The organism is Brevibacterium sp. R8603A2, assembly GCF_023072605.1.
Taxonomy (GTDB): Bacteria; Actinomycetota; Actinomycetes; order Actinomycetales; family Brevibacteriaceae; genus Brevibacterium; species Brevibacterium pityocampae.
On the sequence record NZ_JALLGN010000008.1, the window covers coordinates 170,401 to 190,220 of the forward strand.

The window sequence follows — 19,820 nt, forward strand, 5'->3', positions numbered from 1 at the left end:
CCATCCGGAGGAGCTGCGCCCTACTCCACCCGGAGGAGCTTCACCCCAGTGCGAACCAGAGCATGAGCATGGTGACGAAGAAGCCGACGACGTAGTTGAGCCAGAGGAACACCGACCAGCCGCGGTGCGCCTCGGCCGAGGTGTCGTCGGTGATCGACCAGAACCGGGCGGAGTTCACCGCGTAGGGCAGCGCGAGCAGTCCGGCGAGCGGCACCGGCCAAGAGGTGAAGACGAGCAGGGCCCCGGCGAGCAGGTACACGGATGTCGTCAGACGCACCGTGGCCCGTGCGCCGAGCACGGTCCCCACCGAGGCGAGACCTCCTTCGCGGTCGGGCACGATGTCCTGCACGGCGCCGAAGGCCTGGCTCGCGATCCCCCAGAGGAAGAATGCGGCGAGCACGAGCCAGCCGTCCCGGCCCACCGGGTCGCCGAGTAGCGCGAGGGCGAACCATGCGGGCGAGGAGAAGTGGGTGGACGAGGTGAGCGAATCGAGGACCGGGATCTCCTTGAAGCGCAGACCCCTGACCGAATACGCGAGCACCGCGAACATGCTCAGTGCGAGTACGGCAGTGGACAGCACCGTGCCGAGGACGACGAACGCGATGAGGAACGGGACGCACGCCACCGCTGCCGCGATGAGGATCCGGCGGTGCTGCTCGGGAGAGGCGAGGTGCCCCTCGACGCCGCCCTTGCGCGGATTCCGCAGATCCGACTCGTAATCGAAGACGTCATTGATGCCGTACATTGCGAGGTTGTACGGCACGAGGAAGAACACGACGCCGAGCACGAACACGAGGTCGACCCGGCCGCCGCCCAGCAGATACGCCGCCCCGAACGGGAACGCCGTGTTCACCCACGAGATCGGGCGCGAGGCGAGGAACAGCTCACGGAGCACGCTGATCATCCCCTCGGTCCGACTGCGGATCGTACTGAGTCGAATTCTGCTGGGCTGAAATCTGCTGGGTCGGATTATGGCGCGCCGGATCATGCTGGGCCGAATCGCTCGGTGCCTTGTCTGCCCGTGCCTCGTCTGCCCGTGCCTCGTCTGCCCGTGCGTTGTCGACTCGCACGGCACCGCTCCCCACGGCATCGCTTCTCACTGCCGAGGTGCGTCGCCGTCCCAGCAGCTCCCACAGCGCCGGAAGAGCGAGGACGGCGAACACCGTGTAGGCGAGATCCTCGACCGGCATCGCACCGATCATGATCCCGGAGATCAGGTCCTCGGCATAGGTGAACAGCCCGACGCGGATCATGAGGTTGTCGAACACGATGGTGAGCGCGATCATCACGATCGCCGCGAGCGCCAGCGCGGACCGGGAGACCCTGCCGGAGCGCCAGCCGACCACCGCGAGCACGAGTGTCGGCACGAGGAACACGAGGTTGATGAGCGTATAGGTCACGGCCGCTCACCTGCCGGTCCGCCGTCGACGTCGGCACGTGCCCTGCCCGCACGTGCCCTGCCCGCCCGCGCCCGGAGGATCCGCGCCCCGCCGGTGTAGAGGTTCATCGTGAGCCAGCACAGGAACACGAGGAAGAACAACTCCTCGAGCGGCAGCTCGGGAGCCAGGTCGATCCCCGTCATGTACGGGCTGTCGCCGCGATGGAAGATCCCGGTGAGGATCCCCAGACCGTCCCACGCGAGGAACGCCGCCAGCCCGAGGCCGTGGACGATCGCCGCACGTCGCGCATCGGCGAACCAGAACAGCCGGTGCCGCAGGTCGAGGATCGCCATCCCGGCCAGGCTGAACAGCAGGCACGCGAGGTACGCCCAGCTCATCACAGCGATTCCAGCCAGCCGCCGGAGGTGTCGCCGCGCAGCTCCTTGACGACGTTCTCCGCGCTGATGAGGCACATCGGCAGCCCGACCCCGGGAGCGGTGAAGGCCCCCGCGTAGAGCAGATTGTCGAGCCGCGAAGCACGCAGCCCGGCAGGCCGCCGCGGCCCGCCGCGCAGGAACACGCTCTGCGCCAGGGTGTTCGCCGGGCCGAGCACGGTGCCCTGCCAGGCGTGGAAGTCGTCGACGTAGTCCCCGGGCCCGAGCGTCCGCCGTACGAGAATGTGCTCGTCGAGGTTCTCGGCGAAGTCCGCCTCGCCGGACCAGCGGGCGATCTGCTCGATGATCCGGTCGCAGTACGCCTCGAAGGCCGGCTGACCGGCGCGCAGGGACGGGTCGGCAGGGCAGGGGACGAGCACGAAGAGGTTCTCGCACCCGTTCGGGGCCACACCGGGGTCCGTGCGCGAAGGGGCGCACACGTAGACCGAGGCGGGGTCGGGCAGGGAGCGCTCCTCGCCGAACACCGCGGCGAAGTTCGCGTCCCAGTCGGCGGTGAAGAAGAGATTGTGGTGGGCGAGCCGGTCGAGGCGCCGGTCGACGCCGAGCATGAGGATCGCGCCGCCCATCCCCGGATCGCGGTGCGCCCACGTCCGCTTCCCGGCGGTGCGGTAGGCCGGGTCGAGGAGCCGGGTCTCGAGGTGGTGGAGGTCGCAGGCGGCGACGACATGGTCGCACTCGAACACCTCGAGGCCGGACTCGGTGCGGGCGACGACCTCGGTGATGGTGCCGCGCCGGCCGGCCGGTGCGACCGGGAGGGCGACCACCTCGGCCCCGGTCCGGATCTCCACCCCGGCGGCGCGGGCCTGCCGCTCGATCGCGTCGATAATCGTGTGCATGCCGCCGCGCGGATACTGCACCCCGTCGATGAGGTCGAGGCGGCTCATGAGGTGGTAGATGCCGGGTGCCCGCTCCGGGTACATCGCGAGGAACACCGCGGGGTAGCCGAGGATCTGCCGCAGCAGCGGGTGGGTCACGGTGGCGTCGATCCGATCGGCGAGCGAGCCGGTGAGCATGCCGGCCAGCGGTCCGAGCCGCCTGAGGATCGCGGGGTCGGCGAGCGCGGCCGGCGATCGGAAGGTGCTGTAGAGGAAGTGGCGCAGCGCCAGGTCGTAGGCATCGGATGCGGAGTCGAGATAGGTGTCGAGGCGCTCTCCGCTGCCGGGTTCGAGCGATTCGAACAGCTCCCTCACCCGGTCGCGGCCGCAGGGCACGTCGACGGTGAGCCCGTCCTCGGCGAACACCCGGTAGCCGGGATCGAGCGGGACGAGGTCGAGCTGCTCGGCGCTCGAGGTGCCGCACAGCCGGAAGAAGTGGTCGAACACCTCGGGCATGAGGTACCAGCTGGGCCCGGTGTCGAAGGTGAAGCCCGACTCGCGATGGATGCCGGCGCGGCCGCCCAGCCAGGAGTTGCGCTCGAGCACGGTGACCGCGTGGCCGTCGCGGGCGAGTAGAGCGGCGGTGGCGAGGCCCGCGATCCCCGCTCCGATGACGACGGTGCGGGGCACCTCGGTCCGGGCAGTGGAGGGCGACGCGGCGGACGATTGTGCGGCGGAGGACTGCGCGGTGGAGGACTGCGCGGCGGAGGATTGCGCGGTGCGGGTCATGCGACTCCTCGGGTCCGGACGCATGTCCGGGTGCGTGGTGGGCGGCCGACGCGATTGCCTGAGCGCGGTCGGCCGGCGGCGGCAGCCGCAGCCAGTGCGAGCTTACGCGGATTCGACACCCGGATCCGTGTGGTGCTCACGCGGTGCGCCGGAGTGCGCGCGATGATCCGGGTGAGCTCGTCGAAGATCCCGTGCGCGGTCCACACCGCCGGCCGGACCCCGCGCGGCAGGTGTGGGATGCGCGTGGCGGCGAGGTCGAGGTCGCCGGTGATGTCGGCGACGATCGTGGTCTTCTGCTCCTCGGTGAGGGAGCGGGGGTCCACCCCGGGGAAGTAGGCGCGGTCGAGCGCGGCGTCCTCCCCGAGGTCGCGCAGGAAGTTGATCTTCTGGAACGCCGCCCCCAGGGCGCGCGCTCCCTCGGTGATCTCGTGCTCGCGGCTCGCGGGAAGCGGCGCGCCGTCGAAGAATCCGCGCACGCACATCTCGCCGACGACCTCGGCGGAGCCGTGCACGTAGGTCGCCAGGCCGTCCGCGTCGTGACCGTCGTGCTCGGTGTCGGAGCGCATCGAGGCGAAGAACGGCCGCCACAGGTCCGGGCCGATCCCGGTGTCGCGGGCAGTGCGGGCGAAGGCGTGCGCGATGAGATCGGAGGAGAATCCCTGCGCGACCGCGGCCTCGATCCGGTGCTCGAACCGATCGAGCTCGGCGCGCGCCTCGGCCGGGTCGGCGGTGTCCCAGGCGCCGTCGACGATCTCGTCGGCGACCCGGACCATGCCGTAGATGCTCGTGATGTCGGCGCGGACCGGGGGCGGCAGGGTGCGCACCGCGAGCGAGAACGAGGTCGAATAGCGGGTGAGCACCTGGTGGGCGGCCCGCTGGGCGGTGGCGGTGTAGAGGTCGGCGGGGCGCGGGGTCATGCGGGACCGCCGTCCGCGTCCGGAGCCGAGGGTCCGGCTTCGTCCGGGATCGTGGTGTCGGCCTCGCCGGTCGCCGAGGTGTCTGCCGCATCCGGTGCCGCGGGGCCGCGCTCGGCCTGGCCGGCGGCGACCTCCTCCTGTGCGTGCTGGACGGCGCGGGTGAGCATGACGATGAGGGCGTCGAACATCTCGATGTCGTCGGGGTGCACCCCGCGCATGACGCGCATCATGTGCTCGACGAGCGGGGCGAACATGTCCGCGCCCTGCTGCCGGGCCTTCTCCGTGGCGTGGAGGTTGACCGCCCGCTGATCCGCATCGGAGCGGTGGCGGGTGAGGTGCCCGTTGCGCACGAGCCGGTCGATGACCGCCGAGGTCGCCGGCCCGGACAGCACGAGGCGCCGGCGCAGGTCCGTGGGAGTGATCGGATAGCCGCGCCGGTCGGCCTCGACGACGGCGTTGACCGCATGCACATCGGTGTGGCCCATGTGCTCGGTGCGGCGGGCCGTCTCGAAGTAGCGCTCCGATTCGACGGTAAACTTCTGGAGCAGGAACAGCGAGGAGAACCCGGCCTCGTGCCGGTGCGGGCTGCGGCTGTCGGCAGGGGCGCCTGCCGCGGCGGTGTCGTCCGGCAGATGCTCGACCACGGGTTCGGAAGCGGGATCGCCTATCGGGTCGCGAGCCGGATCGACTATGTGATCGGCAGTGTGATCGGATTGATCCTCAGGGGTCATGGTTCCACGGTAGATGTTTCAGTGCGGTTCTGACTACTCGGAACCGCTGGAGTTGTTCCACCGTGGAACTAATGACCGTGCAGACGCCTCCGTCTCACCCGCCTCCATCTCACCTGCCTCGGCGTGCATCTGCTGGACCTACTGCCGCGGAAACCGCAGACGCCCGGGGCGCGCGCGATCGAGGGGGAGCACGTGCCCGAAGGAGCTGCGGAACCGGGTGGCGCCATCGATCTCCACGTTCCCGCCGGCCCAGCGCGGGTCGGTGTCGGCGCCGGTCTGGGGGTCGCCGCCGGGGGTGGTGCCGGTGCGGGTGGGGCTGAGCGCACGGCGGATCGCCGAGGCGGTGTCGAGCCGCGGAGCATCGGAGAACCAGTCGTCGGCGCCCGGGTGGGTGCAGATCATGTCCTCGGCGACACTGTGCGCGAGCGCGGTGACGACCGGTGCGGGCAGGCCGGTGATGCGGGCGACGGCCGGGCCCACCGCCTCGGCGGGCACCGGACCGGCAGGCACGTGCGGCCGGTGGAGGCCCGCGACCGAGGCGTAGAGCCGGATGAAGTCGGGGTAGGTCATGACATCGGGCCCGCCGATGTCGATGAAACCGGTGCGCGTCGAACTGATCGCCCATGTCAGCGCTCGCAGCACATCCACGACAGCGATCGGCTGCACCCAGTGGTGCATCCAGCCGGGGACCGGGATCGCCGGCAGGCGCTCGGTGAGGCGCCGGACGAGCTCGAAGCTCGTCGACCCGGCGCCGACGATGATCGCAGCCCGCAGCGACAGCGCCGGGACCGCACCCGCGAGCAGGATCTGCTCGACCTCGAGGCGGGAGCGCACGTGCTCGGAGTGCCGGGTCGCGTTCCGCGCGCTCGCCCCGGTGAACAGGTCGGTGCGCACCTGCGGACAGTCGGCAGGGACGAGCCCCGATTGGTACACGATCCGGTCCAGCCCGGCTGCTTCGGCCGCCCGGGCGAACTCCGCTGCGGCCGTGGCATCGATCCGAGCGAAGTCGCGGTCGGCCATGGAGTGGACGAGGTACACCGCCGCATCGCACCCGGTCAGGGCCGCGGGCATGGTGTCCGGGCGGAGCACATCGAACTCGGCCGCGCGCACCAGCTGCGCCCACGGAAACTCCGCGAGCCGCTCCGGGGCGCGCGCCCCGGCGGTCACCTCGTGCCCGGCGGCCAGCAGGGCGGGGACGAGCCGGGAACCGAGGTAGCCGGTGGCTCCGGAGACGAAGACGCGCATGGGGCTCCTGTTCGCTGGGGTGACGGACGCGGGGATGAATCCCGCCGGGGTGCTTCCCCTAGTATCGACGGTGTGGCGCACGCGCAGCACCCGGAGGCCCCCGTCGACCGCCGCCCGCCGTGGGCGGCCGTCGCGGTCATCGCCCTGTGCCTGCTCATCGGCGCCGGGTTCCTCTACGGCACGTTCGTCGTCGGATATGACACCGCGCTCTTCTTCCAGTTCTCGTTCGTGCTCGCCGCCTGTTGGGTCGCGGTGTACATCGCCGGGCTCGCGATCCGCGACGGGCGCACTTCCGCGGAACGGGCCTCGCTCGGCCGCGCGATCGGGCTCGGTGCACTGGGCGGCTTCGCCGTCGGCATCGTGAGCATCATCGGCGCATGGGTGCTCTCGCTCCTGCCCTGGACCGCGGACCTCATCGTCGGCGTCCTCGGTCCGATCCGCGCCGAGAACTTCACTCCGGTCTTCATCACCGCGCTGCTCGTCGGGGCCACGGAGGAGCTCGCCTTCCGCGGGGGAGTGTTCGCCCTGTTCCGCCGTCGCCCCGTCCTGTGGTCGACGGTGATCTACGCGATCATCACCTGCGCCACGATCAACCCCGCCCTCGTCGTCGCCACCGTGGTGCTCGGCGTGCCCTTCGCGTGGCTGCGCGCCTGGACCGGTCGGGTGGTGGCGGCGGTGACCGCCCATGTCGTGTGGACGACGGTCACTCTCACCGTGCTCTCCGTGCTCGTCTGACGGTGTCGGTCCGGGCGCGGTGCCAGCCCGGCGCGGTGCGCACCCGGGCGCGGTGCGCACCCGGGTGCGGTGCTCGTCCGTCGGCGCTTCTCCGAGTGCGTTCGTCCGGGCACAGCGTTCGGTCGTCTTCGTCATCCGCCCGAGGCGAGGTGCAGGCCGGTGACGAGGGGAGATGCGGTGCATTCGGGATAACCCGCCGCTCCCCTCGGGTTTGCCGCCATTCGTGCCGCATGTGTGTGACACCTCCGTCGAGGCGGGAGAGAATGAGCGGAGTGCAATCCCACCAGGCCCGCGAGACCGAGAAGGTGACATGAGCATTCCCCCGCCTCCCAACCAGCAACCGTCCGATCCACAGTTCGGAGGGCCACAGTTCGGTGGGTCGTCCGCCGGAGGGCCGCCCCAGGGTGTTCCGCCTCAGAGCGCTCCGCCGCAGGGTGGGCAGGGTGCACCGCCTCCCGGACCCGGTGCCGGCAGCCCGGGAGCGAACCACTCCGGTGCCCCCGGACACGGCTACGGCCCGCAGCCGGGCCGGAAGATGAAGCGTTGGGGGCAGGGGCTGACCTGGACCGGCCTCGCGATCACCGTCGTCGGCATCATCGCGGCGATCGTCACCGGCGTGATCGGGTTCGGCAACGCGGTGCCGAGCGAGGACCGGATGACGACCATCGTGTCCAGCGGCACCGTGACCGCCGAGGCGGACGAGGACCTCTACCTCTACGTGCCCGACGGCGCGGCGCCGGCGGTGTGCACTGTATACCCGCCCGGCCAGGCCGAGGTGCACTCGATCGAGAACCCGATCAACACGAACTTCACCCACGAGGGCGCCCAGTATCAGTCGAACGGCGGCTTCACGACCACCGAGGCCGGCACCTATGAGCTCACCTGCTCGAACCCCGAGGTGCTCGTCGCACCCAGCGTGTCCGGCGGCGCAATCGCCGGCGGGGTGCTCGGAGTCGTCGGCGGTTCGATGGCGGCCGTGGTCGGCGGACTCATCCTCATCATCGGCATCATCCTCTGGATCGTCGGAGCGAACCGGATGAAGAAGTCCGGAGTGCGATGACCGCGAGTGGTGCGGAGGTGGAGTCCTCCGAGGATCGGTCTGCAGCGGCCCGGCCGGCAGCGGATCGATCTGCCGTGGATCGCGCGGATCGCAGCGTTCGGCCCGCTGCGCTCACCGTGCTCTTCGACGGCCACTGCGGGTTCTGCACCCGCTGCGTGAATGCCGTCGAGGCACGCGACACCCACGGACGGATCACGTTCCTCGCACACCAGGTGCCCGGGGTGCGGGAGCGCTGGGGCGTCACCCGCGCGCAGGCGGAGTACCAGCTGTGGGCCATCGGCCCCGGAGGCGAGCGGGCCGGAGGTGCGCAGGCCGTCGCCGCGATCCTCGACACACTCATCGGATCCAGAGCGGGCTTCGGATCCCGAACGGGCCTCGGGCCCGGTGCGCGCCTCGAATCCCGTGCGCGGCACGGATCCGGTGGGCCCCTCGGGCCCGGCCCGGACGACCGTGTCGATAGAGCCGGGAGGCGCGGCCCGCTCGAGCGGGTGGCCCGGACCCCCGGCGTCGAACAGCTGCTCGATCGCGCCTATCAGTGGGTCGCGCGCAACCGCGCCCGCTTCCCGGGCACGACCCCGTGGTGCGAAGCGCACACGGGGAATTGCCGCTGAGGATCATCATCCGACGATGCCCTGCCCGATGATGATCCTCGTTCCGAAGAAGACCCTCGTGCAGGCGGGATTCCGCTAGGGCGTGTCCGATAAATGGTGTAGCCACGCAATAGCCGCGTTGAGTACGACTGCTGCGCGGTAGACGATGGCGAGTTTGTCGTAGCGGGTGGCCAGGGCCCGCCACTGCTTCAGGCGGCTGTAGCCGCGCTCGATGACGTTCCTGCCCCGGTACTTCTCGGCGTCGAACTTCGGCGGCCTGCCGCCCTTGGAGCCGCGGCGCTTGCGGTGGCCCTGTTGATCTTTCGGCTCGGGGATGACTGCTTCAATCCGGCGGCTGCGCAGGTAGGCACGATTGGCCCGCGAGGAGTACGCCTTGTCGCCCAGCAGTGCTGTCGGCCGGGTGCGGGCGCTACCGAGTCCGGGGCGCTGGACCCGCAGCTGATCCATGAGCGGGATGAGCATCGGGCAGTCGCCGTCCTGGCCGGCGGTGCACACGGTGACCAACGGCAGTCCGTGGCCGTCGACGAGCTGATGGGTCTTCGTCGACAGCCCACCCCGGGACCGGCCCAGCGCGTGGTCAGGCGGCTCGACGTCCGGATTCGTGTAGTTCGACGAGTCCCTTTTTTAGGCGCGTGATGTTCGTTGCGTGTTGATGAGCACGCGCGATCGTGGAGTCCACCGACAGCGACCAGTCGAGCTGGCCGGCAGCGGCAGCGTGAGCGGTCAAGCGGGCCAGCGCGGTGTCCCAGGTGCCGTCGCCGGCCATCCGGCGATGCCAGGTCCATACCGTCTGCCACTTGCCGAACGTCTCGGGCAGGTCCCGCCAGGCGATCCCGCATCGGTAGCGGTAGATGATGCCCTCGACCATCTGGCGGGCATCAGCGAAGGGCCGGCCCCTGCGGCCGGTCGGAGCAGGCAGCAAGTCAGCGATCAGCGACCATTGAGCATCCGTGAGCAGTTGGAATCTCGACATGCTCCCAGGCTCTCAGCCAGCGAACCACATCATTGTCAGACACGCCCTAGTGACCTCACGAAATCGCGGCGCACCCCCAGCGCTGTGTCGGTGCGGTGAATGGATTCTTCACCGTCCTCGACCGGACCGGTCAGGGCGCGGATCGCGTCGATGTTCTCCGGGGTCACGATGGCCTGGTTGTCGACCGTATACGTGCAGAACAGTTCGGTGCCGTCCACGGTGAGGATGTCTTGCCAGACTGCGACTTCGTACATGTCCCCGCGGGGCCTGCCGAGGTCCTGCATCAGCTCGGCGGTGCTGTTGACCGCCACGATGCCATCGGAGCGGCGGACGACCGCGATCCTGGGCACCGTCCGGAAGGCCTCGAGGACCTCGGCCTTCTCGGCGGGGCGGGTGAGCTCGATCGTCCAGTAGTGCAGGTGGTTCTGGGTATGGGCCCCTTTCGCTGCCATGGTGACGACGTCGAGGTCAGGGACCACCGTCTGGGCGTCGGGTCCCTGGTGGCTGGGAATGCGCCCCTCGGGGACGATCGTGTTCATGATCCCGGAGTGGTCGGACTCCCAGGGGTCGGTGGCGCGTCGGATGAGCACTCCGCGTGCCTTCGACAGCAGCCCGACGTTCTTCAGCGCGGTGAGGGTGCGCACGGTCGCGGTGGTATTGCACGAGACGACCCGGGTGGTGTCGCGGCCGCGGGCGGAGCTGTAGTTGGCGTGGGCGACGAAGGAATGTCCCGTGAGATCGTGCTTCTCCCCGCCCTGAAACACCGATCTCACGTGATGAGCTCGGTAGAGGTCGAGGTTTCCCGCCCCGACTTTGGCCGGGGTGCAGTCCACGACCACATCAACCTGATCGAGCAGGTCAGGCAGCTCACCCGCCACGGCATGCCCGGAGGCACGCATCTCCTGATAAGCCTCGGAGGTGGAGGCGAAGACGGGGATGTCGCGCGCGGCGGCGGCCGCGACCCGGTAATCGGCGGTGACGTCGCTGACGCCGATGAGTTCCATGTCGTCCTGGGCCAGGACGGCGTCGGCGACGCGTTTGCCGATGACCCCGTACCCGTTCACCGCGACTTTGATCTTGGTGTCCATGCTCATTCCTTTCGAGGTGGTGCGCTGGCGTGACCCCGGTCGGCTCGTCGCCGAGTGGTCAGAGTTGGTCGAGCATCGTCTTCATTTCCTGGATCTCTGCTTCCTGGTCTTCGATGACCTGCTCGGCCAGGGCTTTCGCCTGTGGGTTCTGCCCGTCGGCGACCTGCTGTTCGGCCATTTCGACGGCGCCCTCGTGGTGTCTGGTCATCTGTTCCAGGTACAGTTTCGCGGCCTCCGTGCCGGTGGCGTCTTCGAGCTGCTGCATGTCGTCCTCGCTCATCATCCCGCTCATGCCGCCGTGACCGCCGTGACCGCCCGAGTCACCCATGTCGCCCATGGGTTCCTGGCCCCAGGCTTCGAGCATGGCGTTCATCCGGTCAATCTCGGGCCCCTGCGCGTCGATGACTCCCTGGGCGAAGTCAGCGACGTTCTGCGGGATGTCGTCCTTGGCCAGCAGGGTCTCGCTCATCTCGACGGCCTGCTGATGGTGCGGGATCATCATCTGCGCGAACATGACGTCGGCATCGTTGTGCTCCTCGGAGATCTCCTCACCGGAGCCGGCGGTATCGGTGACGACCGAGGTCTCAGGGGCCGGATCTTCCCCTGTGCTGCCGGGGTCGGCGTTCCCGGCGCATGCCGAGAGGATCAGCGTGCCGGCGACGGCTGCCGCAACTGCCAGTGGTGTGCGCTTCATGATGTGACCTTTCCTTGGTGGTGGACGGTTTCTGGTCGGGACGTCTCAGTCGGGGTTGGTGCCAGCCATGCCGGGTTGAGTTCGGTGCGGCGCAGCAGCTGTGCATTGAGGGCGACGACGATCGTCGACAGCGACATCAGGATCGCGCCGACGGCCGGGGAGAGCACGAGCCCGATGGGGGCCAGGACTCCGGCGGCCAGCGGGACGGCGAGGACGTTGTAGCCGGTCGCCCAGGCCAGGTTCTGGATCATCTTGCGGTAGCTGGCCCGGGACAGGTCGATCATCGACAGCACTGCCCGTGGATCGTTGCCGGCCAGTACGACCCCGGCCGATTCCATCGCCACGTCGGTGCCCGCCCCGATGGCGATGCCGACATCTGCACGGGCAAGGGCGGGGGCGTCGTTGACGCCGTCGCCGACCATCGCCACCGACAGTCCCCTGTTCTGCAGGTCGATGACGGCGGAGTCCTTGTCCTGCGGGAGCACTTCGGCGAAGACCTCGTCGATGCCGAGGTCGCGGCCGACGGCGTCGGCGACCTGCTGCGCGTCACCGGTGATGAGCGCGACCTTGACGCCGCGTTCCTGCAGGGCGTGGACCGCGGCCCGGGATTCCGGCCGCACACGGTCCTCCAGGGCGACCGCGCCGATAATGGTCCGGTCCTGGACGATGTGCAGGACGCTGGCGCCGCGCTGGGTCCATTCCTCGACGTCGGCGGCGATCTCGGCTGGGGATTCCAATCCGTAGTCGCGCAGCATGTTGGGCCCGCCGACGGTGATCTCGGAACCCTCGACCATGGCGCGGACCCCGCGACCGGCGGCGGCGGTGAACTCACTGGCCTGCAGACGAGTCGAGGCCGCTTCCGGGTCCTCGGCTGCCGCTGCGGTGATCGCACGTGCCACCGGGTGTTCGCTGTTGGCCTCGGCGGCAGCTGCCAGCGCCAGCACCCGCCCGGCGGTGGTGCCGGTGACATGGGTGATCCCGGTGACCGCATGCGCGCCCTGCGTGAGAGTGCCGGTCTTGTCGAACAGCACGACGTCGATCGAGCGCATCCGCTCCAGCGCGAGCCGGTTCTTGATGAGCACGCCCGACCGGGCGGCCTTCTCCGTTGAGATGGCGATCACCAGCGGAATCGCCAGGCCGAGCGCGTGCGGGCAGGCGATGACGAGCACCGTCACCGTGCGGATCACCGCTTGGTCGGGGAAGCCGAGCAGCAGCCAGACGGCGAAGGTGATGATGCCCGCGACCAGCGCGAACCAGAACAGCAGCGCCGCGGCGCGATCAGCCAGCGCCTGCGCCCGCGACGAGGACGCCTGGGCTTCGGCGACCATCCGCTGGATGCCTGCCAGGGCGGTGTCCCCGCCGGTGGCCTCCACCCTCACACGTACCGCGTTGTCGGTGGCGACGGTGCCGGCGACCACCGTGTCGCCGAGCTCGCGGGCGACGGGCTTCGATTCGCCGGTGATCATGGACTCGTCGAACTCGGCGCGCCCGTCAATGATGCGTCCGTCGGCCGGAACCCGGGACCCGGACCGGACCAGGACGGTGTCGCCGATGCGCAGCTGGGCGATCGGGACGGTGATGATGCCCAGATCGGTGACCTTTTCGGCTTCGTCGGGCAGCAGTTCGGCCAGCGCGTCGAGCGCGCCGGATGCCGCACCGAGTGCACGCATCTCCATCCAGTGGCCCAGCAGCATGATGGTGACCAGCAGTGCCAGCTCCCACCAGAAGTCGAGCATGAAGTCGCCGATGCCCAAGCTGGTGATCCAGGAGGCGACGAAGGCCACGGTGATGGCCATCGCGATCAGCAGCATCATCCCCGGCTGCCGCGATTTCAGCTCATTGAGCCCGCCCTTGAGGAAGGGCATGCCGCCGTAGACGTAGATGACCGTGCCCAGCACCGGGGCGATCCAAGCCGAGCCGAAGAACTCGGGCACCTGATAGCCGAGCAGGTCGGCGACCATGTGGCTGAAGATGACGACCGGCACCGACAGGATCAGACTGACCCAGAACCGGTTCCGGAACATCGCAACACTGTGCCCGGCGTGCTCCCCATGGCCTGCATGCTCGTCATGGTCGTGCCCGGCATGACCACCGTGGGCCGGTGCCGGGCGTTCATCGAGGGCGGAGTGCCCGTGTCCCTGCGGCATCGCCTGTCCGTGGCTGCCCGCGTCGAGGTGATCGTCGTGGTGCTGGTGGTGGTGCTCCGGATTGCTCATCGTTGTCCTTCACAGTCGGGGATGGGTAGCCGATCAGGCTTCTGCTGCGGGGTAACCGGCCGCGGAAAGCGCCGATTGCAGCGCCGCAGAGTCCACCGGTGCGCTGCTGTTCACCGTGACAGTGGACTGGCCGTGGGGCACCAGCGTGACGTCCACCTGGGCGTTCGCATCCAGTGTTTGCACGACGTTGGTTACCCGCGAGGCGCAGCCCTGGCAGGTCAGCCCCTCCACTGCGAGCGTGACCGTGGAGACCGGCTCAGCACTGCTGCCGGTTGCGTTTGCAGTGGCGGTGTCGGCTGGTGCGCAGCAGGCACATCCTGCCGATGCGAGGGGCAGCTGGCGGGAGGACGCGGTCATGATGTGCTCCTGACTAGTGGGCTCGGAGAGGTGGAGAGAGCCTCCAACAACCCCGACTATACCCCCGGGGGGTATGTGAGTAAAGGTGTTTGTTCTCACGGGTAGGCCTTTCCAGGGGTGCGGGGCAGTTCGATGGTGAACTCGGAGCCGTGTCCGGGGCCGGCGGAGGAGGCGGTGAGGGTGCCGCCGTGAGCTGCGATGAGGGCGTGGGAGATCGTCAGGCCGATGCCGGAGCCGCCGTGGTCGCGGTCGCGGGCGGTGTCGCCGCGGTAGAAGCGTTCGAAGATGTGGGTGAGCTGGTCGGCGGTCATGCCGTCGCCGGTGTCGGTGACGCGGATGAGCACGGTGTCGCTGGTGCCGGTGGCGGTGAGGGAGACGGTTCCCTTCGGTGGGGTGTGGCGCAGGGCGTTCGACAGGAGGTTGTCGAGGACTTGTGCCAGCCGTTGCCGGTCGGCGATCAGGACGTCGGCGTCGGCCGCGGTGGTGAGCGTCACTCCCTTGGCCGCATAGTTCTCCCGGACTGCGGCGGCGCAAGTTTCGAGCAGGTCGGCGAGGGGCAGGGGGGCCGGGTCGAGGTCGATCCGGCCCTCCTCGGCGCGGGAGACATCGTCGATGTCTTCGACGAGGCGTGTCAGGCGTGCCAGCTGTTCGGCCATCACGGCGTCGGTGGTGGGGTTCCACTCGACGACCTCGTCCTGCAGCCCCTCGAGGTAGACGGAGAGGACCGAGACCGGGGTGCTCATCTCGTGGGCGAGGTCGGACAGGATGCGTCGCCGTGTCTCCTCGGTGCGTGTCAGCTGGTCGGCCATCATGTTGAACGCCCGGGCCAGGGAATCGAGCTCGACGCCGGCGCCGAGCACCGGAACGCGCACGTCGTAGTTGCCATGGGCAACTTCGGCTGCCGCAGCGGTGAGCTGTTCCAGCGGGGTGCGGATCGTGCGGGAGAGCAGGAAGCTGGCCAGGAGCGCGCAGGCCAGACCGGTGCCCAATGCCACCGCCAGGGTGATCAGGTTCGCGTCGCGGTAGGCCTGCTCGACATGGAACAGTTCCGAGGATCCCCCCGGGATGCCGGCCAGCTCCAGGTGTTCGTGGAACAGCGGGGGCCCGGCCAGGGTGGCGACTGCCACCGCTCCGAGCAGGCTTGCCGCCACCACGATCAGCTGGGTGGCGAACAGGCGGGCGGCCAAGCCGGAGTTGCGCAGTCTCATCGGGGCACCATTCGGTATCCGACGCCGCGGACGGTCTCGATGAGGCCGCCACCGTCGGGCTCCTCGCCGAGCTTGCGCCGCAGATGGCCGATGTGGACATCGACGATCCGTTCGTCGCCGACCCACGACGTGTCCCAGACGGCGTCGATGAGCTGCCGGCGGGAGAGCGCGCGGTTGGGTGCTGCAGACAAGGCGACCAGCAGGTCGAACTCGGTGCGCGTCAGGGGAAGCACCGCGTCAGCCCGCCGGATCTCGTGGCCGGCGAGGTCGATGGTGAGATCACCGACGACGCGGACGGAATCCTGGGGTGGGTTTCCGGTGCGGGGACGCCTGAGCACGGCGTGGACTCGGGCGACCAGTTCCCGGACGCTGAAGGGTTTGGTGATGTAGTCATCCGCGCCGGCGGCAAGCCCCAGGAGCTTGTCGTTCTCGCTCCCCCGGGCGGTCAGGATCAGCACATAGCACTCCGACATCGCCCGCACGCGACGGCAGACCTCGATGCCGTCCAGCCCGGGCAGTCCGAGGTCGAGGATCAGCACGTCAGGCTCCTCGGCCCTGACGCTGTCGAGCGCCTGGACTCCGGTGTGTGCCTGCTCAACGTGGAAGCCGTCTCGACTCAGATAGGTCGCCACCATCTGCGCCAGAGGCTTTTCATCCTCGGCGACGACGATGCGTCCGCCAGGGTGGTGGTCGGTTCGTTCAGTCCGCATGTACCCAGTCTGTCCCCAGTTCAGGTGGCACACAGTCCTCAGCGCCCTCTGCGGCCGGAATCTTCGTCAAACCTTCAAATGCCCGGGCCCGTCCCGCGCTCGGGGGGTCTGGTGATGTCGATGCTCGTGGCGGCCTCGGCCGGGCAGGTGCGCTCGATCTGCAGCGTGGAGAAGTAGATGTCGAACCGGTCGGTGAGCAAATCGGTCGCCTGTTCCAGCACGGCCTCATGCTGGGCCGGGTTGACCACGTGCAGGTGCGCGGAGAAGACGGTGCGCCCTGAGGTGATGGTCCAGGCGTGCACGTGGTGGACGTCCTCAACCCCGTCGATCTCCTCCAGCGCTGTGATCGCTGCCGGCAGGTCGAGGTGTTCGGGGGTGCCCTGGAGCAGGATTCTCAGGGCTGAGCGGATGATGGTCCACGATGCCCACAGCAGCACCACGCCGAAGACCATGCCCAGCAGCGGGTCGATCGCGAGGAAGCCTGTCAGTCGGATGACCACCGCGGAGATGATGATGATGAGGCTGCCGACGAAGGTCTGCAGGATGTGCCAGAACGCGCCCTTGATGTTCAGGTTCGTCTTCTGACGTTGGTAGAGCAACCAGAACGCGATGAGCTCGGTGACAATGCCACCGGTGGCCACCCAGAGCATCACCGTGGTGGGCAGCTCGATCGGATCGGCCAGCCGCATGGCACCCATGTAGAACACGTAGGCGGCCATCAGGGCGAGGAAGAGTCCGTTGAACAGCGCCCCGATGATCTCCGCGCGGGCCCACCCAAAAGTCTCCTGCGCAGTGGCGGGGCGTTGGCTCAGACGCTGGGCGACCAGCGCGATCAGCACCCCGCCGACAGCCGAGAACGTGTGGAAGGCATCGGAGATCACCGCGACCGACCCGGACCACAGCCCGATGACCAGCTCGATGACGAAATACACTCCCGTCAGCCACCCGGAGATCCGGAGGGCTTTGCGGTCTCCGTCGACTGGCAGATGTCCGCTGTGTTCGCTCATCCTGGCCTCCGAGTTGACCTGTCAGGGAATTGAACTTCCGGGGAGACAGCACGGCACCGTCGGGCCACGCGCTGATTCGAATGTAACCCGCCTCACCTCGGCGGGGCTGTCACCCGGGCAATCTTTGTCAAATCTTCAAGAAGCCTGGTCCTTTCACCATCTCCGGCTCGACCAGAATGGAGGGAATCGTTTTCCTGCGAGTCGAAGAAGAAGGATGCTCTCACCTCTGTCGCGTCGTTCGATGATCCGCCGGTCAGGCTCGTTAACCGTCCTCCTCGCGCTTGGCCTGGCCGGGTGCGGCAGCGATGCCGACGAGTTGGCCGACCAGGTGCCGGAGGTCAATGAGCAGGGCTACATCTCCGGGGCCGGCGTCATCACCCAACTGCCCATCGGTGAGCGGGGTGAGCCGATCGAGTTGGCCGGCGAGTACACCGACGGCACCGCCTTTGACCTTGCCGACTGGCGCGGCGCCCCGGTGGTGCTCAACCTCTGGTACGCCGCCTGCCCCCCGTGCCGCAAGGAAGCCCCGGCATTGCAGGCCAACTACGAGCGGTACCAAGAAGACGGCGTGAAGTTCTTGGGCATCAATGTTCGCGATGAGGCACCGGCCGCCGACGCGTTCGCCAGGACGTTCGATCTGACGTTTCCGTCCATGCTCGATCAGGACGGCCTCGGTGTGGCAGCGCTCGGTGCGGTGCTGCCCGCGCAGGCGGTCCCGTCCACCGTCGTCCTGGACGCTCAGGGCAGGGCGGCGGCGCGGGTGATGGGAGCTGTGGACGCGTCGACCCTTAAAGCGTTGACTGGTGACGTGGTGGAGGAGTCGGCATGACACTCACAGCCTCCATCGGTGAGATCTTTTCGCAGACCGCCTTGTCCGGTCCGATGCTGTTGGCGATCCCGGTGGCCATCCTGGCCGGGGCGGTGTCGTTCTTCTCCCCGTGCGTCCTGCCGCTGGTCCCCGGCTACGTCGGCTACGTCACCGGGTTGGGCGCCGCCGCCTTGACCGACCGGAAGATCAGCCGGGTCGTCATCGGGGTCTCCCTGTTCATTGCCGGCTTCGCCACAGTCTTCGTGTCGATGGGCCTGGCGTTCAGTCTCGCCGGTGTCTTGCTCAGCCATTGGGCCGATGTCCTCAACCGCGTGATGGGTGTGGTCGTCATCATCGCCGGCATCGTGTTCATGGGCGGGATCGGCATGTTCCAGCGCACCGCCCGCATCACCAAGCGTCCACCGGCCGGGCTGTGGGGCGCCCCCGCCCTGGGTGCCACCTTCGCGTTCAGCTGGGCCCCGTGCATGGGTCCCACACTCGCGGCGGTGCTGGCGCTGTCGACCAGCTTCGGGGTAACCGGTACCGACGGCATCTGGCGCGGTGCCCTGCTGACGCTGATGTACTGCCTCGGGCTGGGAGTGCCGTTCATCGTCGTGGCCGTGCTCATCGTCAAGGGCACCGGCGGGCTACAGTGGGCCAGAGACCACCACCTGCTGATCAGCCGGATCGGCGGGGCGATGCTCATCATCATCGGCGTGCTGCTCGTCAGCGGCGTCTGGACCCAGTGGGTCAACAGCCTGCAAGGCATGATCGGCGGCTTCGAAACCATCATCTGACACACCCCCGACCATTCAGTGAGACCACGCATTCGCAGTCGTCACTCCTGCGCATGCTGACCCTCGGGCACCGGCCCGAACGACAAGGAGATGAACGTGAAACGAGTAGCGATCGCTGCAGCGACACTCTCGCTGGTGCTGGCAGGATGCGCGCCGGCAGCAGACTCCGAACCATCACCAAGCACCGACTCGCAGGCTGAGTTCCTTAACACTTACGACCTCGACGACATGGATGCCGTCGAGATCATCGATCATCTGGACCGGCTCGAGACAGCCGAAAGACCAGCAGACCTGATCGCATCGGTCTATCCCGATGAGCTGGTGCTGACCGACAACAGGCAGGAAGTGGTCCTGGACCTGCCGCAGAACCTGTCGTATCTGTCGATCGCCCCGTACGTCGAGCAGACACATGACTGCTTCTATCACAGCCTGACCACTTGCCAGGGTGAGCTCAGCAACGCAGCCGTCGACGTCGAAATCACCGACAGCACTACTGGGGACGTCGTGGTCGACGAGCAGGTGGCCACCTTCGACAACGGGTTCGTCGGCTTCTGGGTGCCCAGCGACATCGACGGCACCATTGAGATCAGCTACGACGGCCGGACAGGCACCTCGGACTTCACCACCACCGACGAAGGCGCCACCTGCATCACCGACCTGCAACTCGTCTAACACCCGGTGGGCGAAGCGATTCCCGCAGCAGACCCGGATGCCGGGACAATGAGGCGTATGGCTTCTGCAGATGTCGCTCTTCCCGATGGTTATCGCCACATGCTGGAGGCGCTCAAGCAGCGTGTCCACCAGGCCCAGACACGGGCGCAGCGGACGGTCAACACTGAGCTGATCCAGCTGTACTGGTCGATCGGGAAGGAAATTCTCCTCCGCCAAGAACAGCAAGGCTGGGGCAGCAAAACCATCTGAACCGCCCCAGGTTTGATGCCGCTGCTGTTTAAGTCCGGAAGGATGGACAGCATGCCGAAGAAGATCGATCCCCAGTTGCGCGCGAGGTGCGTGCGGCTCGTGCGGGACCACGCCCAGGAGTACCCCACCTTGACCGCGGCGACGGCCGCGGTCGCTCGCCAGGAAGGTGTCTCACCCGAGTCCGTGCGGCGCTGGCTGGCGCAGGCCGAGGTCGACGACGGGACCCGGCCCGGCGTCACGAGAGAGGAGTCCGTCGAGGTGAAGCGGCTGAAGGCGGAGGTCAAGCGGCTGCGTGAGGACAACG

General features: G+C 68.5%; 23 protein-coding genes. 8 read left to right on the top strand and 15 right to left on the bottom strand.

Annotation, left to right across the window (positions count from 1 at the left end; genetic code table 11):
- Nucleotides 1-40: 40 nt before the first annotated feature.
- The 7 genes from MTQ12_RS09970 to MTQ12_RS10000 all read right to left on the bottom strand — a co-directional run bounded on the left by MTQ12_RS09970 (nt 41) and on the right by MTQ12_RS10000 (nt 6,331).
- Nucleotides 41-904 (bottom strand): prenyltransferase, encoded by an 864-nt coding sequence (locus tag MTQ12_RS09970; RefSeq protein ID WP_247618478.1) that lies wholly within the window; start codon nt 902-904, stop codon nt 41-43.
- Nucleotides 885-1,400, bottom strand: a complete 516-nt coding sequence (locus MTQ12_RS09975) for a lycopene cyclase domain-containing protein (RefSeq protein WP_247618479.1) — start codon at nt 1,398-1,400, stop codon at nt 885-887. Before MTQ12_RS09975 ends, MTQ12_RS09970 begins: the two co-directional genes overlap by 20 nt.
- Complete coding sequence (locus MTQ12_RS09980; RefSeq protein WP_137318263.1) at nt 1,397-1,777, bottom strand: lycopene cyclase domain-containing protein; 381 nt, start codon at nt 1,775-1,777, stop codon at nt 1,397-1,399. The genes MTQ12_RS09975 and MTQ12_RS09980 overlap by 4 nt, the downstream gene beginning before the upstream one ends.
- Nucleotides 1,777-3,438, bottom strand: a complete 1,662-nt coding sequence (gene crtI, locus MTQ12_RS09985; RefSeq protein WP_247618480.1) for a phytoene desaturase family protein — start codon at nt 3,436-3,438, stop codon at nt 1,777-1,779. Before crtI ends, MTQ12_RS09980 begins: the two co-directional genes overlap by 1 nt.
- Nucleotides 3,435-4,355: a phytoene/squalene synthase family protein gene (locus MTQ12_RS09990; RefSeq protein ID WP_247618481.1), complete on the bottom strand. Its 921-nt coding sequence runs from the start codon at nt 4,353-4,355 to the stop codon at nt 3,435-3,437. Before MTQ12_RS09990 ends, crtI begins: the two co-directional genes overlap by 4 nt.
- The gene (locus MTQ12_RS09995) at nt 4,352-4,999 is read right to left on the bottom strand and encodes a MarR family transcriptional regulator (RefSeq protein ID WP_247618482.1); all 648 of its coding nucleotides are present in this window, start codon (nt 4,997-4,999) and stop codon (nt 4,352-4,354) included. Before MTQ12_RS09995 ends, MTQ12_RS09990 begins: the two co-directional genes overlap by 4 nt.
- Nucleotides 5,000-5,224: 225 nt before the next feature.
- Nucleotides 5,225-6,331 carry an NAD(P)H-binding protein gene (locus MTQ12_RS10000; protein WP_247618483.1) on the bottom strand — a complete coding sequence of 369 codons (1,107 nt, stop codon included), beginning with the start codon at nt 6,329-6,331 and terminating at the stop codon, nt 5,225-5,227.
- A 72-nt stretch (nt 6,332-6,403) separates the two neighbouring features.
- Here MTQ12_RS10000 and MTQ12_RS15220 point away from each other — a divergent pair, with 72 nt between their 5' ends.
- The 3 genes from MTQ12_RS15220 to MTQ12_RS10015 all read left to right on the top strand — a co-directional run bounded on the left by MTQ12_RS15220 (nt 6,404) and on the right by MTQ12_RS10015 (nt 8,737).
- A complete protein-coding gene (locus MTQ12_RS15220) occupies nt 6,404-7,066 on the top strand; it encodes a CPBP family intramembrane glutamic endopeptidase (protein WP_175406813.1) in 663 nt (220 codons plus the stop codon).
- Between the two features lie 535 nt (nt 7,067-7,601).
- A complete protein-coding gene (locus tag MTQ12_RS10010; protein ID WP_247618484.1) occupies nt 7,602-8,126 on the top strand; it encodes a hypothetical protein in 525 nt (174 codons plus the stop codon).
- A gap of 74 nt (nt 8,127-8,200) precedes the next feature.
- A complete protein-coding gene (locus MTQ12_RS10015; protein ID WP_175406812.1) occupies nt 8,201-8,737 on the top strand; it encodes a DCC1-like thiol-disulfide oxidoreductase family protein in 537 nt (178 codons plus the stop codon).
- A gap of 75 nt (nt 8,738-8,812) precedes the next feature.
- On the opposite strand, the gene MTQ12_RS10020 is transcribed toward MTQ12_RS10015, so the two are convergent.
- The 8 genes from MTQ12_RS10020 to MTQ12_RS10055 all read right to left on the bottom strand — a co-directional run bounded on the left by MTQ12_RS10020 (nt 8,813) and on the right by MTQ12_RS10055 (nt 16,990).
- Nucleotides 8,813-9,710, bottom strand: a protein-coding gene (locus MTQ12_RS10020; protein ID WP_247618485.1) for an IS5 family transposase whose coding sequence is annotated in 2 segments (ribosomal slippage) — nt 8,813-9,352 and nt 9,354-9,710 — 897 coding nt in all. Because the reading frame shifts where the segments join, the coding sequence is not laid out codon by codon here.
- A gap of 35 nt (nt 9,711-9,745) precedes the next feature.
- Nucleotides 9,746-10,798: a type II glyceraldehyde-3-phosphate dehydrogenase gene (locus MTQ12_RS10025; RefSeq protein ID WP_247618486.1), complete on the bottom strand. Its 1,053-nt coding sequence runs from the start codon at nt 10,796-10,798 to the stop codon at nt 9,746-9,748.
- 58 nt (nt 10,799-10,856) lie between these two features.
- Nucleotides 10,857-11,492 carry a DUF305 domain-containing protein gene (locus tag MTQ12_RS10030; protein WP_247618487.1) on the bottom strand — a complete coding sequence of 212 codons (636 nt, stop codon included), beginning with the start codon at nt 11,490-11,492 and terminating at the stop codon, nt 10,857-10,859.
- Nucleotides 11,489-13,708 carry a copper-translocating P-type ATPase gene (locus tag MTQ12_RS10035; protein WP_247618488.1) on the bottom strand — a complete coding sequence of 740 codons (2,220 nt, stop codon included), beginning with the start codon at nt 13,706-13,708 and terminating at the stop codon, nt 11,489-11,491. Before MTQ12_RS10035 ends, MTQ12_RS10030 begins: the two co-directional genes overlap by 4 nt.
- A gap of 33 nt (nt 13,709-13,741) precedes the next feature.
- Nucleotides 13,742-14,065, bottom strand: a complete 324-nt coding sequence (locus MTQ12_RS10040; protein ID WP_247618489.1) for a heavy-metal-associated domain-containing protein — start codon at nt 14,063-14,065, stop codon at nt 13,742-13,744.
- A gap of 95 nt (nt 14,066-14,160) precedes the next feature.
- Complete coding sequence (locus tag MTQ12_RS10045) at nt 14,161-15,273, bottom strand: ATP-binding protein (RefSeq protein WP_247618490.1); 1,113 nt, start codon at nt 15,271-15,273, stop codon at nt 14,161-14,163.
- Nucleotides 15,270-15,983: a response regulator transcription factor gene (locus MTQ12_RS10050; protein WP_247618491.1), complete on the bottom strand. Its 714-nt coding sequence runs from the start codon at nt 15,981-15,983 to the stop codon at nt 15,270-15,272. The genes MTQ12_RS10045 and MTQ12_RS10050 overlap by 4 nt, the downstream gene beginning before the upstream one ends.
- A 74-nt stretch (nt 15,984-16,057) precedes the next feature.
- Complete coding sequence (locus MTQ12_RS10055; protein ID WP_247618492.1) at nt 16,058-16,990, bottom strand: cation diffusion facilitator family transporter; 933 nt, start codon at nt 16,988-16,990, stop codon at nt 16,058-16,060.
- Between the two features lie 214 nt (nt 16,991-17,204).
- Here MTQ12_RS10055 and MTQ12_RS10060 point away from each other — a divergent pair, with 214 nt between their 5' ends.
- The 5 genes from MTQ12_RS10060 to MTQ12_RS10080 form a co-directional block, all read left to right on the top strand.
- Nucleotides 17,205-17,819 carry a TlpA disulfide reductase family protein gene (locus MTQ12_RS10060; protein ID WP_247618493.1) on the top strand — a complete coding sequence of 205 codons (615 nt, stop codon included), beginning with the start codon at nt 17,205-17,207 and terminating at the stop codon, nt 17,817-17,819.
- Nucleotides 17,816-18,595, top strand: coding sequence for a cytochrome c biogenesis CcdA family protein (locus MTQ12_RS10065; protein ID WP_247618494.1), 780 nt, complete (start codon nt 17,816-17,818; stop codon nt 18,593-18,595). The genes MTQ12_RS10060 and MTQ12_RS10065 overlap by 4 nt, the downstream gene beginning before the upstream one ends.
- Nucleotides 18,596-18,691: 96 nt before the next feature.
- Nucleotides 18,692-19,267 (top strand): CueP family metal-binding protein, encoded by a 576-nt coding sequence (locus MTQ12_RS10070; RefSeq protein ID WP_247618495.1) that lies wholly within the window; start codon nt 18,692-18,694, stop codon nt 19,265-19,267.
- 57 nt (nt 19,268-19,324) lie between these two features.
- Nucleotides 19,325-19,516 carry a DUF1016 N-terminal domain-containing protein gene (locus tag MTQ12_RS10075; RefSeq protein ID WP_247618496.1) on the top strand — a complete coding sequence of 64 codons (192 nt, stop codon included), beginning with the start codon at nt 19,325-19,327 and terminating at the stop codon, nt 19,514-19,516.
- Between the two features lie 51 nt (nt 19,517-19,567).
- On the top strand, nt 19,568-19,820 hold a 253-nt coding region (locus MTQ12_RS10080; RefSeq protein WP_247618497.1), incomplete at its 3' end, for a transposase.

What these genes read in the sequence shown, in the direction of transcription:
- MTQ12_RS10045 (WP_247618490.1), bottom strand. Translation starts at nt 15,273, where the DNA reads ATGAGACTGCGCAACTCCGGCTTGGCCGCCCGCCTGTTCGCCACCCAG.
- MTQ12_RS10000 (WP_247618483.1), bottom strand. Translation starts at nt 6,331, where the DNA reads ATGCGCGTCTTCGTCTCCGGAGCCACCGGCTACCTCGGTTCCCGGCTC.
- MTQ12_RS10040 (WP_247618489.1), bottom strand. Translation starts at nt 14,065, where the DNA reads ATGACCGCGTCCTCCCGCCAGCTGCCCCTCGCATCGGCAGGATGTGCC.
- MTQ12_RS10060 (WP_247618493.1), top strand. Translation starts at nt 17,205, where the DNA reads ATGCTCTCACCTCTGTCGCGTCGTTCGATGATCCGCCGGTCAGGCTCG.
- MTQ12_RS10065 (WP_247618494.1), top strand. Translation starts at nt 17,816, where the DNA reads ATGACACTCACAGCCTCCATCGGTGAGATCTTTTCGCAGACCGCCTTG.
- MTQ12_RS10050 (WP_247618491.1), bottom strand. Translation starts at nt 15,983, where the DNA reads ATGCGGACTGAACGAACCGACCACCACCCTGGCGGACGCATCGTCGTC.
- MTQ12_RS09970 (WP_247618478.1), bottom strand. Translation starts at nt 904, where the DNA reads ATGATCAGCGTGCTCCGTGAGCTGTTCCTCGCCTCGCGCCCGATCTCG.
- MTQ12_RS10035 (WP_247618488.1), bottom strand. Translation starts at nt 13,708, where the DNA reads ATGAGCAATCCGGAGCACCACCACCAGCACCACGACGATCACCTCGAC.
- MTQ12_RS10010 (WP_247618484.1), top strand. Translation starts at nt 7,602, where the DNA reads ATGAAGCGTTGGGGGCAGGGGCTGACCTGGACCGGCCTCGCGATCACC.
- MTQ12_RS10075 (WP_247618496.1), top strand. Translation starts at nt 19,325, where the DNA reads ATGGCTTCTGCAGATGTCGCTCTTCCCGATGGTTATCGCCACATGCTG.
- MTQ12_RS10055 (WP_247618492.1), bottom strand. Translation starts at nt 16,990, where the DNA reads ATGAGCGAACACAGCGGACATCTGCCAGTCGACGGAGACCGCAAAGCC.
- MTQ12_RS10025 (WP_247618486.1), bottom strand. Translation starts at nt 10,798, where the DNA reads ATGGACACCAAGATCAAAGTCGCGGTGAACGGGTACGGGGTCATCGGC.
- MTQ12_RS09990 (WP_247618481.1), bottom strand. Translation starts at nt 4,355, where the DNA reads ATGACCCCGCGCCCCGCCGACCTCTACACCGCCACCGCCCAGCGGGCC.
- crtI (WP_247618480.1), bottom strand. Translation starts at nt 3,438, where the DNA reads ATGACCCGCACCGCGCAATCCTCCGCCGCGCAGTCCTCCACCGCGCAG.
- MTQ12_RS09980 (WP_137318263.1), bottom strand. Translation starts at nt 1,777, where the DNA reads ATGAGCTGGGCGTACCTCGCGTGCCTGCTGTTCAGCCTGGCCGGGATG.
- MTQ12_RS10030 (WP_247618487.1), bottom strand. Translation starts at nt 11,492, where the DNA reads ATGAAGCGCACACCACTGGCAGTTGCGGCAGCCGTCGCCGGCACGCTG.